The organism is Luteibacter sp. UNC138MFCol5.1, from assembly GCF_900110505.1.
Classification (GTDB): domain Bacteria; phylum Pseudomonadota; class Gammaproteobacteria; order Xanthomonadales; family Rhodanobacteraceae; genus Luteibacter.
This window is the reverse complement of the sequence record NZ_FODZ01000002.1, coordinates 725,227-738,245: the sequence shown is the minus strand read 5'-3', so window position 1 is coordinate 738,245 and position 13,019 is coordinate 725,227. Positions and strand designations below refer to the sequence as shown.

Genomic DNA, 13,019 nt, shown 5'->3' with positions numbered 1-13,019 from the left:
GGCGGGCGCTGATCGAAAAGTGGTTGACAGGTAGAAAAAGTCCTCAAGTTTCTCCCCGGCGTGCCGTAAACCTCTCTGAGGCGGAAGGCTTTCCTAACGGAACCCCGCCGGACTACGCCGCACATCAATCCGGCATTTCGGTTCCGCTTACCAAGGATCAATCCCATGGCTCTGACCATCAACACCAACATCATGTCGCTGAATGCTCAGCGTAACCTGGGCACCTCGCAGACGAAGCTGTCGTCCGCCATCGAGCGTCTGTCGTCGGGTAACCGCATCAACAGCGCGAAGGACGACGCCGCCGGCCTCGCCATTTCGACCCGCTTCACCACGCAGATCAACGGCCTGAACCAGGCTGTGCGCAACGCCAACGACGGCATCTCGCTGTCGCAGACGACCGAGTCGGCCCTCGACGAAGTCACGAACAACCTGCAGCGCATCCGCGAGCTGGCCGTGCAGTCGACCAACGCGTCGAACTCCTCCAGCGACCGCGCCGCTCTGGACGCCGAAGTGCAGGAGCGTCTGTCGGAAGTCACGCGTATCGCCACGCAGACGAACTTCAACGGCATGAAGGTGCTGGACGGTTCGGCGAAGGAACTGAGCTTCCAGGTCGGCGCCAACGTCGGTGAAGTCATCACCGTGGGCCTCGACAAGGGCGTGAAGGCGAACCAGGTCGGTCAGCTGGCCACCGGCTCGATCGGCGGCTTCAAGGCTGCTGCCGACACGGCGGGCGTCACCACCGCTTCCAGCGTCATCGCCGACTACACGGCCAACTTCAACATCACGGTCGGTGGCCAGGCTGCCAGCGTCACCGGCGCGACCGACCAGACGAGCTTCCTCGCCGCCCTGAACACGTCGCTGGACGCCGGTACCTCGGGTGTCACCGCCAGCTTCGACGCCACGAACCACCTCGTGTTCACCGCCGGCACTACGGGCAAGGACTCGGCCGCTCCTCTGATCGCCGGTGCGGGCGCCGCCCAGCTTGGCCAGCTGAAGACGGTGGCCGGTGTGGACGCCGGTTCGACCGCGCCGCTCACCCTGACCGACGTTTCGCTGCAGGTCGGCAGCAGCACCGCGTTCAAGCTCAGTGGCACGTTCAACACGGCGCAGGATCTGGCCGACGCCATCAACGCCAAGTCGGGCGACGGCATCAACGCCTACGTCGGTTCCGACGGCGCCGTGAAGTTCGCCTCGGCCTCCACCATCACGGTGTCCGGCGCGGCGGCTGACCTGACGACGACGGGCCTGACGGCCGGTGCGATCGACGTCTCCACGACGTCCACGCTCGCCGACTCGAGCATCAAGACGGTCGATGGCGCCAACGACACCATCAATCGCGTCGACGCCGCCCTGCAGTCGATCTCGGATCTGCGCTCCAACCTCGGCGCGGTGCAGAACCGCTTCGAGTCCACGATCTCGAACCTGCAGAACATCTCGCAGAACCTGACGGCTTCGAAGTCGGCCATCACCGACGCCGACTTCGCCCAGGAAACGGCGAACATGTCCTCGGCTCAGATCCTGCAGCAGGCCGGCGTCTCGGTCCTCGCCCAGGCGAACCAGAGCCAGCAGATCGTCCAGAAGCTCCTCCAGTAACGGGGAAGGGCTCACCGGACCCCGGGGAGATTTCCCGGGGTTTGGCAGGGTAATTGCTTAGTTGTCACGGCTGGCTCTCGAAAGGGGGCCAGCCGTCGACAAATTGGCGCCCAGGGCAGTGAGGCGTCTTCCAGGAGAGCTTCATGGCCACCAGTCCCGTCAACATCGGTTCCAGCTCGATCGACGTCGCGTCGATCGTCACGAACCTCGTCGCGAACAAGCGCAAGGCGCAGGACGCGAAATACGCCGCGGACTCGCAGGCGAACACCACCCAGATTTCGGCCGTCGGTAACTTCACCTCGTCGCTGACGAGCCTGCAGAGCGCCATCAAGGCGCTGACGGACGGCACGGCGTTCAAAACGCAGAAAGTCAGCGTGGGCGACAGCAAGGCGCTCACCGCGACGGTCGACTCGACCGCGCAGCCCAACACCTACAAGATCAAGGTCGATCAGCTGGCGACCGCGCAAAAGACGATGTCGAGCGCGTTCAGCGACAGCAAGACGGCGATCGGTACGGGCACCCTCAAGATCGCGATCGGCGACAAGTCGATGAGTCTCGATGTCGCTTCCGGCGCCAACACCCTCGAGAACGTCCGCGACGCCATCAACAAGGCGAAGGACAATCCTGGCGTCACCGCCAGCATCGTCACTGGTTCGGACGGCGCCCACCTGGTGCTGACGTCCGTGTCGACCGGCGCCGCCAACGCGTTCACGGTCACGACCAGCGGCGGTGATGGCGGCCTGGCTCAGCTCGACTTCGATCCGGCCACCGGTACCGCGCAGACGCCCGCGGCGGACGCGGTCTTCTGGGTCGACGGAGTCAAGGCGACGAGCGCGTCGAATACGGCGACGTCGGCGATCGATGGCGTGACGCTTTCGCTGACGGCGGTCACCCCCACGAATCCGGACCAGCCGACGACGCTGACGATCACGAACGATCCCGGTGCGGTCACGACCGCGCTCAACTCGCTCGTCACGGCCTACAACTCGTTCATCGCGACCTACAAGCAGCTCACGAAGTACGACCAGACCAACCAGCAGGTCGGCGCCCTGATCGGCGACGCCACGGTCAACTCGATCAAGAGCCAGGTGGCGACGGTGCTGGGCTCGCAGTTCGCGGGGAACACGTCAGGGCCGCGTTCGCTGAGCGACCTGGGCGTGGCCTTTCAGACCGACGGCACGCTCAAGCTCGACACCAACAAGCTCACGAAGGTGATGGCGAACAACCCGAAGGAGGCGCAGAGCCTCCTGAGCGGAGACAACGGTGTCGCGCCGAAACTGGACAAGCTGATCGCGGGGTGGACGGCTTCGAACGGCATCCTCACCCAGCGCACGGCCAACCTGCAGAACAAGGCCAAGGACATCAAGGACGAAATGGCCGCCTTCGACGTCCAGATGGACGATTACTCGAAGCGCCTGACCAAACAGTACAGCGCGCTCGACGCGATGATGACCAAGCTGGCCGGGACCAGCAGCTACCTCCAGCAGCAGTTCGACGCGCTGACGGCCAGCAAGTAACGCACGACTCCAGGACACGCAGACATGGCACTCGGATATTCCCAGGGCGCAGGCGCCTACCAGCAGATCCGCACGCAGGGCGGCCTCGAAACCGCCGATCCGCACGGTCTCGTCACCATGCTCATGGACGGTGCGCTCGAGCGCATCCGCCTCGCGCAGGCGTGCATCGCCACGGGCAACGTCGCCTCCAAGGGCGAGGCCATCTCCAAGGCGATCGAGATCGTCGGCGCGCTCCAGGCGGGCCTGAACCACGAGGTGGAGACGCCGCTGGTCGGTCAGCTGGATGGCCTGTACGACTACCTGAGCCGTCGTCTCCTGCACGCCAACCTGAACAACGACACCGAGGCCCTCGACGAGGTCACCCGCCTGCTCGGGCAGGTACGTGACAGCTGGGTCGCGATTCCCGTCGCGGCGCGCCAGGTGGCCGGAGCCGGCGCATGACCGACGTCTGGTGCGACCTGCCGCGGGCCCTGGCTCTGACCGAGTCGATGCACGCCGCGGCCAGCGATTCGCGCTGGGACGACCTGGTCGAGCTCGAAGCAGAGCGCGACCCCGTGCTCCGCACCGGAACCATGCGGCCGGCGCCCGAAACGCTGGAGTCGCTCAAGTCGATCATGCTCCTCGACGGCCTGATCAAGGACCTCGTCGCCGTGGCCCGCGACGAAGCGGCGATCGCCTGGGAAGCGTCGCGTCGCGTCCGTCGCGCCGTGGCCGCGTATAGTTCGTTCTGACCGCAATCTCTCGGCAGGGGGCAGGGCGCATGAGTGACGACGGCTGGAAGGCTTTTTCCGACCGGGTGGCCTGGGATGCCGCCTTCCACGCGACCGTCGAAAGCGTCGCGAGACCCGACGGAGCGGCCCTCGCCCTGATCAACGACCGGAACACCAGCGTGCTGGTCGCGGTGTCGGCGCTGATGGACCGGCGCAGCGACACCTCCGAGGACGACAGCCCGCTGACCCAGGAAGTGGCCCGGCTCGACGCCAAGCTCAACGTTCTGATGGAGATAGTGAACCGGCTGCTGCTCCCGCAGGCGGGCCTGCCTTCGCGTCTGAACCTGCGCTTCAACGCCATCGGCGCGGTCCTGCCCTGGGCCGGCCTTCCGCCGGTCGGTCAGCCGGTACTGCTCAAGATCCATTTCGACGTCTGCCGGGCGCTGCCGCTCGAACTGCCGGGCGTGCGCACCGCCGGCCCCACGGACGGGAAGGGGTTCATCGTCTTCGAAGGGCTGACGGAGGCCGTCCGCGACGGCATCGAGCGCCTGGTTTTCCGCCAGCACCGGCGCCAGGTGGCCGAAGCGCGTGCACATTCCCGGCCAGTCGAAAGCTCTTCCGAAGGCATGTGACCTTTTACGTCACGTGACGTAGAAACGTCGCATGGCGCCCCGCGTCACATTCGTGACGCCTGTCGTCACGCTTGACGCTTCGGACCTTCACGGCGGGCTCCACTCACGGACGGTAGGGACCGGCCGCGACGCCTTTCCGCCGCACCGCGACGTAAATTTCCGCCTTCGCGCGGCGGAATTCCGCCGTTGGCACGCTCCTTGATTGATACCTTGCAACGAAGCCGACGGGATTCCATCGCGGAACCTGCCAGGCACTTCGATCACACGCATGAAGCGAGGTATCCCAGGTGAAGTCTTCCCACTTTCTTGTCGTCGAATCCGACGCCACGCGCGCCGAAACCATCGTCTCGGCGCTGGCCTTCCTGGGCTACCGTCCCGTCGTCGCCGGCCGCATGCCGGTCGGTGAAGTCGCCGAGAGCTGGCGGGGGGTGTATGTCGGCACGGTCGAAGACGAGAACGAGCTGGAAGCGCACCTCGCGTCGCTCGGTCGCGGCGGCCGCAACGTTCCCATGCTGGTCGCGGCGGATTCACCGCTGGCCACCTCGCTGATCGCGGACGACACCCGCAGCAGCAACGTCGAACTGATCGACATGCCGCTGCGCTACGAGCGCCTGTCGGAAGCGCTGCGCAGCCTGCAGTCGCGAATCGAGCCGCCGGCGTCCAGCCGCCGCTTCGTTGGCCAGTCGGGTCCGATGCAGCGCGTGAACGCGCTGATCCGCCAGGTCGCGCCGTTCGATTCCAGTGTGCTCGTGCTGGGCGAATCGGGTAGCGGCAAGGAACTCGTCGCGCGCACCATCCACGATTGCTCGCCGCGTCGCGACAAGCCGTTCGTCGCGATCAACTGCGGCGCGATCCCGGCCGAACTGCTCGAGAGCGAACTCTTCGGCCATGAGAAGGGTGCGTTCACCGGCGCCATCAGCACCCGCAAGGGACGCTTCGAGATGGCCGAGGGCGGCACGCTGTTCCTCGACGAGATCGGCGACATGAGCCTGCCGATGCAGGTGAAGCTGCTGCGTGTGCTGCAGGAACGTGTCTTCGAGCGCGTGGGTGGCAACCGTCCGCAGCGCTGCGACGTGCGCATCATCGCCGCGACGCACCGCGATCTCGAAGGCGCCATCGAGCGCGGCAGCTTCCGCGAGGATCTCTTCTACCGCCTGAGCGTCTTCCCGCTCGAGATGCCGCCGCTGCGCCAGCGCCTCGAAGACCTTCCCGCCCTCGTATCCGAATTCAACCACCGCCTCGTCCAGCGCGGCCTGTCCTCGGTGCGCTTCTCGCCGAGCGCCGTGGGCGCGCTGTGCCGTTATTCGTGGCCGGGCAACGTCCGCGAGCTGTCCAACCTCGTGGAGCGCATGGCGATCCTGATGCCGCACGGCGAAGTCCGCGCCGCCGACCTGCCGGAGAAGTACCGCGGCGCGCTGCCGGTGGAAGAGGTCTCCGGCGCCGCACTGATCGCCATGATGGAGGCCGAGCCGGAAGTCACGGAGTCCTTCGCCTTCATCGGCGAGGGCGATCCCTCGGTCCTTCCCCAGGGCGGTCTCGATCTGAAGGATCACCTCGCCGGCATCGAGATCGGTCTCATTCGTCAGGCCCTGAACTCCGCCAATGGTGTCGTGGCCCACGCGGCTAAGCTGCTGCGCGTCCAGCGCACGACGCTGGTCGAGAAGCTGCGCAAGTACGGCCTGTCCGAGACCGTGCAGGCGGGCTGATGCCGCGTCGGTTGGCACAGGTCGTGCATCGTGTGTCGTAAACCCGATGCAAGCGTTGGAAAACCGTCATGACCACGATCGACGTCAACAGCCTCCTGCTCCAGATGCGCCGCATCAGCGCGCAGACCGAGATGCCCGCGATCCGGGGCGTCGGCGAAACGGCGGCGGCCGAGAAGGGTGCCTTCGGCGACCTCCTGAAGCAGTCGATCGAAGGCGTCTCGCAGCAGCAGGGCAAGGCGAAGGACATGGCGATGGCGTTCGAGCGCGGCGATCCCGGCATCGATCTCGCGCAGGTGATGATCCAGGGCCAGAAAGCCGACCTCTCGTTCCGCGCCCTCACCGAGGTGCGCAACAAGATGGTCGATGCGTACAAAGAAATCATGAACATGTCGATCTGATCGACGCTGATCCCACCGACAGGATTCGACCCGAACCATGGCAGACAACGGCGTAGCCACCACGGATAGCAACACGGCGTCACGCATGGATTCGCTGAAGTCGCTGGCGCAGACGCCGGCGGCCCGCCAGCTCTTCATGCTGGCCGGCATCGCCGGCGCCGTCGCGATCGGCATCGCCGCGGTGATGTGGTCCCGCGCTCCGAACTACGGTCTGCTCTACGGCGGCCTCGAGCAGAAGGACGCCGCCGCCGTCACGCAGGCGCTCCAGGCGGGCAATACCCCGTACACCCTGAGCACCGACGGCAGTTCCATCTTCGTGCCCGCGGCCGACGTCGCTGGCGTCCGCTTGAAGCTCGCGGGGCAGGGCCTCCCGCAGGGCAGCGCGGCCAGCGCCGTGCCGCAGACGGATTCGCCGTTCGGCATGAGCGACATGGCCGAGCGCTCCCGCTACCAGTCGCTGCTGGAAAACGATCTTTCGAACACCATCGCCGGGCTGCAGTCCGTGCGTGCGGCGCGCGTCCACCTCGCGCTGCCCAAGCCGTCGGCGTTCATCCGCGACAACAAGCCCGCCAGCGCGTCCGTCGTCGTGACGCTGTATCCCGGTCGCCAGCTCGACCAGGGCCAGGTCGCCGCGATCGTCCATCTGGTCGCGGCCAGCGTTCCGGATCTCGACACCCGCCAGGTGTCGGTCATCGACCAGGCCGGCAACCTGCTCACCGTCAGCGATCCCGACAGCGCCTCGGCGATCGGCGATAGTCGGCTGCGCCTGTCGAACCGCATCGAAGCGACGTACACCCAGCGCGTCGAAGACCTCCTGACGCCGCTGGTCGGCGCGGGCAAGGTGCGCGCGCAGGTATTCGCGGATCTCGATTTCTCGCAGACCGAAAAGGCGAGCGAAACGTTCAACCACGACAATCCCGCGCTGCGCAGCGAACAGACCAGCAGCGACACGCGCACGGAGCCGGCGAACAACGGCGGCGTGCCGGGCGCGCTAAGCAACCAGCCGCCGAACACCGGCGCCAACGCCACGGCGGCGAATCCCGCCGCCGGTGGCAAGGCGGGCGCGCAGACGGCCAGCACGCAGGCCACGCAGACGCCCACGCAGCAGACGCAGAACGCGACACGCAACTACGAGCTGGACCGCACCGTCAGCCATGTCACCGATCCGGCCGGCAAGGTTGCGCGCCTCTCCGTCGCGGTGGTGGTGGACAACAAACAGGTGCCCGACAAGGACGGCAAGACGAAGAGCGTGCCGTTCACGCCCGAAGAGCTCACGCGCCTGACCGAGCTGACCAAGAATGCCGTCGGCTTCAGCGCGGCGCGCGGCGACAGCGTCAGCGTGATCAACGAGGCCTTCCACGGCAACGTGGCCGAAGAGGCGCCCCAGAGCACGCCGTTCTGGGAACGCCCGGGCATGCTCGACCTGATCAAGCAGGGCCTCGGCGTGATGATCGCGCTGATCGTCGGCTTCTTCGTGCTGCGCCCGATCCTCAAGGGCCTGCTGAAGCCGGCGCCGCTGGCCATGAACAATGTCGCGCTCGCCGGCCCCATGCCGACCGTGTCGGTCATGGTCGACGACGACGACATGACGCCCGATCGCGTCAGCACGGGCTCCCAGGCACAGCTCGGTTCGCCCGCGCTGCTGGCCTATGAACAGAAGGTGGGCCTCGCCAAGCGCATGGCCGCCGAGAATCCGAAGCAGGTGGCGCAAGTGGTGAAGAGCTGGGTGTCCGACGATGGCGGCTGAGCAGAAGGAAGCCCTGACGGGCGCGCAGCGCGCCGCGATCCTGCTCCTCACGCTCGGTGAGGAAGACGCGGCATCGATCCTGAAGCACCTCGGCGCACGCGACGTGCAGGCCGTGGGGACGGCGATGGCCGCGCTGAAGAACGTGAGCAAGGAGCAGGTGGATCAGGTCCTGACGCGCCTCCAGGAGGACGTCGGCCAGCACACCTCCATCGGTGTCGGCACCGAGGAATACATCCGCCGCATCCTGGTCAACGCGCTGGGCGAGAACAAGGCCGGCGGCCTCATCGACCGCATCCTCCTCGGCCGCAGCAGCAAGGGCCTGGAGTCGCTGAAGTGGATGGAGAGCCGCGCGATCGCCGAGATGATCGGACAGGAACATCCGCAGATCATCGCGCTCGTCATGGCGCACCTCGAGTCCGACCAGGCCGCCGAAGTCATTGGCTACCTGCCGGCGCGCACGCGCAGCGACGTCGTCATGCGCATCGCGACGCTCGACGGCGTGCAACCGCACGCGCTGAACGAACTCGACGAGATCATGGAGCGCCAGTTCTCGGGCAATTCCAACAAGCTGAAATCCGCGAGCGTGGGTGGCCTCAAGGCCGCCGCCGACATCCTCAACGCGATGGAGACCTCGCGCGAGGCGGAGCTGATGGCGTCGATCCGCGGCATCGATTCGGGCCTGGGCGAGCGCATCGAGGAGCTGATGTTCGTCTTCGACGATCTCGCCGATCTCGACGACCGCAGCATGCAGACGCTGCTGCGCGAAGTGCCGTCGGCACGGCTGATCACCGCGCTCAAGGGCGCGGAGGCCGCCATCCGCGAGAAGATCTTCTCGAACATGTCCAAGCGTGCCGCCGACATGCTGCGCGACGACCTCGAGGTCAAGGGTCCGGTGCGTCTGTCCGAAGTGGATGCGGCGCAGAAAGAAGTGCTGGCCACCGCGCGGCGTCTCGCCGACGCCGGCCAGATCAATCTCGCCGGTGGCGGGGAAGAATTCGTCTGATGAGCCTGACCTCGATCCTCGCCCGCGAGAGCGTCGCACAGTTCGAGCGCTGGGAGCTCCCGGTCGTCGGCGGTGTCGATGCGCCCGATCCCGCGGGGCAGGACGACGAGGGGCCGCATCGGCCCACCGTCGCCGAGATCGAGGCGATCGAACGGCAGGCGCGCGAGGAGGGCTTCAGCGCCGGCCTCGCGGAAGGCCGCGCGATGGCGAAGCGTGAGCTCGCCGAGCAGGTCGCGCGCCTCGACGCGCTGGTCGCTGCGGTCCAGCGTCCCTTCGCCGACCTCGACGACGAGGTGGCGGGCGACCTCGCGCAGCTAGCGACGGTGATCGCCGAGCGCGTCCTCGGCTACGAGATCGCGACGCGACCGGAGATGATCGTGGACGTGGTGCGCCAGGCGGTCGACGCGCTGCCGGCGGCGACCCGACACCTGAAGATCCACCTGCATCCCGCCGACGCGGCGCTGGTTCGCGAGCATCGTTCGTCGCTCGATCACGAAGGGACCGTCGTCGACGACGCCGCGCTATCGCGTGGCGACGTGCGTCTCGAAAGCGGACACTCGCGCCTCGACGGTCGCGTGCGCACGCGCATGGCTGCCGTCATCGACAGCGTGTTGCAGGGGCAGCCCGAACTCCACGACGACGAGGTCGTCGCTCCGTGAACGCCGAGCAGCACGTCGCGTCGCGCAACGCGCGCTGGCGCGAGACGCTCGCCGCCCAGCGCGCCGGCGCGGAGCACGTCCGGCCGATGCAGGCCGAAGGCAAGCTGCGCCGCGTGGTGGGCCTCACGCTCGAGGCCGTCGGCTGTGAAGCCCCGGTGGGCGCGCGGTGCATGGTCGCCGGCGCCGATGGCAAGCAGCTCGAAACCGAGGTCGTCGGCTTCTCCGACGGCCGTCTCCTGCTCATGCCCACGGGTGAAATGCACGGCGTCCTGCCGAACGCCAGGGTGACGCCGGTCGCGGCCGTCTCGGGCATCCCGGTGGGCGATTCGCTGCTGGGACGCGTCATCGGTCCGGATGGCGCGCCGCTGGACGGACAGGGGCCGCTCCACGCGCGCGAGCGCGTCCCGCTGCGCCGCGATCCGATCAACCCGATGCTGCGCCAGCCGATCGACACGCCGCTCGACACCGGGGTCCGCGCCATCAACTCGCTGCTGACCGTCGGTCGCGGCCAGCGCATCGGCCTGTTCGCCGGCTCCGGCGTGGGTAAATCCACGCTCATGGGCATGATGACCCGCTTCACGGACGCGGATGTCGTGGTCGTCGGGCTGATCGGCGAACGCGGCCGCGAAGTGAAGGAATTCGTCGACCACACGCTGGGCGAGGAAGGCCGCCGCCGCGCGGTCGTCATCGCCGCGCCGGCCGACGCGCCGCCGCTGTCCCGCCTGCGCGGGGCGCAGGTGGCGACCGCCGTGGCGGAACATTTCCGCGACCAGGGCAAGCGTGTGCTGCTGCTGATGGACTCCCTGACGCGTTACGCGCAGGCGCAGCGCGAGATCGCGCTCGCGATCGGCGAGCCGCCTGCGACCAAGGGCTATCCGCCGTCCGTGTTCGCCATGCTGCCGGCGCTCGTCGAGCGTGCCGGCAACGACGCCGAGGGCCGCGGCTCCATCACCGCGTTCTACACGGTGCTCACCGAGGGCGACGATTATCGCCATGATCCGATCGCCGACTCCGCGCGCGCGATCCTCGATGGCCACATCGTGCTATCGCGTGACATGGCCGAGGCCGGACACTATCCGGCGATCGACATCGAGGCCTCCATCAGCCGCGTCATGCCGGCGGTGGTGTCGAAGGAGCACATGCGCTCTGCGCAGCGCTTCCGCCAGGTCTATTCGGCCTACCGCCAGCAGCGCGACCTCATCGCCGTGGGCGCGTACCAGAAGGGCAGCGATCCCCGCACCGACGAGGCCATCGCGCTGTATCCGCGTCTGTCGGCGTTCCTGCAGCAGGAGACCGACGTGCCCGTGAATCTCGACGAGGCCGAAGCGGGTCTCGCCGAAACGACGCAGGCCGGCTGATGCCTTCCCGCGCCGACCGTCTGCAACCCGTCGTCGACCTCGCCGCCGAGCGCGCGGAGAAGGCGACGCTCGCGCTTGCCACCCACCAGCGCGCCGTGGCGGATGCCGAGCACCAGCTGTCGGAACTGCGCCGCTATCGCAACGAGTATGCGGGCATGCCGGACGGCATCGGGGTCACGGCGCTGCTCAACCGGCAGCAGTTCCTGCAGAAGATCGACATGGCCATCGTCCAGCAGATGAGCGAAGTGGAACGGCGCGGCAAGGCGCTCGAGCGCGCGCGCGACGACTGGGCGACGGCGCGCGGTCGCGCGAAGGCGCTGGATTCCGTCGCCACGAAATACCGGGACCAGGAGCGCAAGCAGCAGGATCGCCGCGAGCAGGAGCAGGCCGACGAGCGCTCGCAGTACCGTCGCGCGCCGCGCGACGACGGCTGACGCGCCTGGCCCATCACCGAACGAAACGAACGGATCACCCCCCCCATGAACAACGCCACGCTCGCCCTCCAGACCGCACACGCTGCCGCTGCGTCCCCGACGCCCACGGGCCCGCGCGTGCAGGACGACGCGGCACCGTCGAAGCGGTTCGACGCCGCCCTCGACGCCGCTCACGCGGACGCGCGCCAGACGCAGCATCCGTCGACGGCGACGGGCACCGATAAAGCGGCTCCTCCGCCGAAGGCGCCGCCCGCGAAGGACGCCGCCGTCGACGAAAAGGCGGCCGACAAGAAAGACGACACCGCGGTCACCGGCGACCCGTCGATCGCCGCGACGATGCTTTCGCTCATCGGCGTGCCCGTGAAGGTCACGGAGGCCGCGACGAGCGTCCTGGGCGCCGTGAAGGGCGCGACCGCAGGTCCCGTGGACGGCGCCCTGGGTGCGACGGCTGCCCTTGCGGCGCTGTTGCCCGGCGACGCGGCGAAGCCGCAGAACGCCGAGGCCGGCCTTCTGGCGACGGCGGCCGACGCGGGCGGTGCGCTCGCGGCGGCTGCCGTGGCGCCGGCGGCGACGGCATCGCCTTTCGACGCGCTGATGGCCGCCCAGGCGAGCGGTGCCGCCATCGGGAAGGACGATCCCGGTTCGGCGATCGACATGGCGAACGGAAGCCCGATGCCGCTCGTGCATGGCCAGCCGATGGCGCATGGCGCCGCGCCCGTCGTGCAGATGCAGGCCACCCAGGCGGCCACATCGCCGCAGTTCGCGCAGGAACTGGGCGACCAGATCGCGTGGATGGGCTCGGGCCAGGTGAAGGAGGCGCGGATCAAGCTGCATCCCGAGGAGCTCGGCAGCATGGACGTGCGCGTCAACATGGATGGCGGCAAGGTCAACGTCGCGATCATCGCGCAGCATCCGGCGGCGGTTCACGCCGTCCAGCAGACGCTGTCGCATCTCGACACCATGCTCGCGCACCACGGGCTCTCCCTCGGCCAGGCCGACGTCGGGCAGCGCCAGGCGGGGCAGGGCGCCGACGGCCAGAATGGCGCGGCTGGGCAGGGCGGCGATATCGAGGGTTCCGCTCCCGACGTCGTCACCACCACGCGCATCTCGCCGCGTGGCCTGGTCGACGAGGTGGCATGACCAGAGCACCGGGCCCGCCCGGACGCTGTGGGAGCGGCCCCGGCCGCGACATCTTTTCGCGAAGAGCAACAGGGCCTGTGGCGTTCGGCGAAGAGCCGTCGCGGCCAGGTCCGCTCCCACAG

Annotated in this window: 13 protein-coding genes; all 13 read left to right on the top strand. The window is 68.0% G+C overall.

The features are described from left to right. Positions 1-165 precede the first annotated feature (165 nt). The 13 genes from BMY69_RS07755 (at position 166) to BMY69_RS07695 (ending at position 12,897) form a co-directional block, all read left to right on the top strand. Positions 166-1,593, top strand: coding sequence for a flagellin N-terminal helical domain-containing protein (locus tag BMY69_RS07755; RefSeq protein ID WP_090176742.1), 1,428 nt, complete (start codon positions 166-168; stop codon positions 1,591-1,593). A 143-nt stretch (positions 1,594-1,736) separates the two neighbouring features. After that, a complete protein-coding gene (gene fliD, locus BMY69_RS07750) occupies positions 1,737-3,110 on the top strand; it encodes a flagellar filament capping protein FliD (RefSeq protein WP_090176740.1) in 1,374 nt (457 codons plus the stop codon). Positions 3,111-3,134: 24 nt separating this feature from the next. Next, entirely contained in the window at positions 3,135-3,551 is a 417-nt protein-coding gene (gene fliS, locus BMY69_RS07745; RefSeq protein ID WP_090176738.1) for a flagellar export chaperone FliS, read from the top strand. Further along, positions 3,548-3,841 carry a flagellar protein FliT gene (locus BMY69_RS07740; protein WP_090052088.1) on the top strand — a complete coding sequence of 98 codons (294 nt, stop codon included), beginning with the start codon at positions 3,548-3,550 and terminating at the stop codon, positions 3,839-3,841. The genes fliS and BMY69_RS07740 overlap by 4 nt, the downstream gene beginning before the upstream one ends. A 29-nt stretch (positions 3,842-3,870) precedes the next feature. After that, entirely contained in the window at positions 3,871-4,452 is a 582-nt protein-coding gene (locus BMY69_RS07735; protein ID WP_090176736.1) for a PilZ domain-containing protein, read from the top strand. A gap of 287 nt (positions 4,453-4,739) precedes the next feature. After that, positions 4,740-6,158, top strand: a complete 1,419-nt coding sequence (locus BMY69_RS07730) for a sigma-54 dependent transcriptional regulator (protein ID WP_090052092.1) — start codon at positions 4,740-4,742, stop codon at positions 6,156-6,158. 68 nt (positions 6,159-6,226) lie between these two features. After that, the gene (gene fliE / locus BMY69_RS07725) at positions 6,227-6,556 is read left to right on the top strand and encodes a flagellar hook-basal body complex protein FliE (protein WP_090176733.1); all 330 of its coding nucleotides are present in this window, start codon (positions 6,227-6,229) and stop codon (positions 6,554-6,556) included. Between the two features lie 37 nt (positions 6,557-6,593). Next, entirely contained in the window at positions 6,594-8,303 is a 1,710-nt protein-coding gene (gene fliF, locus BMY69_RS07720) for a flagellar basal-body MS-ring/collar protein FliF (RefSeq protein WP_090052095.1), read from the top strand. Between the two features lie 13 nt (positions 8,304-8,316). Next, positions 8,317-9,306, top strand: a complete 990-nt coding sequence (fliG, locus tag BMY69_RS07715; RefSeq protein WP_254779213.1) for a flagellar motor switch protein FliG — start codon at positions 8,317-8,319, stop codon at positions 9,304-9,306. After that, positions 9,306-9,965 (top strand): FliH/SctL family protein, encoded by a 660-nt coding sequence (locus BMY69_RS07710; protein WP_090176731.1) that lies wholly within the window; start codon positions 9,306-9,308, stop codon positions 9,963-9,965. The genes fliG and BMY69_RS07710 overlap by 1 nt, the downstream gene beginning before the upstream one ends. Continuing rightward, a complete protein-coding gene (gene fliI, locus BMY69_RS07705) occupies positions 9,962-11,323 on the top strand; it encodes a flagellar protein export ATPase FliI (RefSeq protein ID WP_090052101.1) in 1,362 nt (453 codons plus the stop codon). The genes BMY69_RS07710 and fliI overlap by 4 nt, the downstream gene beginning before the upstream one ends. Continuing rightward, entirely contained in the window at positions 11,323-11,757 is a 435-nt protein-coding gene (gene fliJ / locus BMY69_RS07700; RefSeq protein WP_090176729.1) for a flagellar export protein FliJ, read from the top strand. The genes fliI and fliJ overlap by 1 nt, the downstream gene beginning before the upstream one ends. Positions 11,758-11,802: 45 nt before the next feature. After that, positions 11,803-12,897 (top strand): flagellar hook-length control protein FliK, encoded by a 1,095-nt coding sequence (locus tag BMY69_RS07695; RefSeq protein ID WP_090176726.1) that lies wholly within the window; start codon positions 11,803-11,805, stop codon positions 12,895-12,897. Positions 12,898-13,019 lie beyond the last annotated feature (122 nt).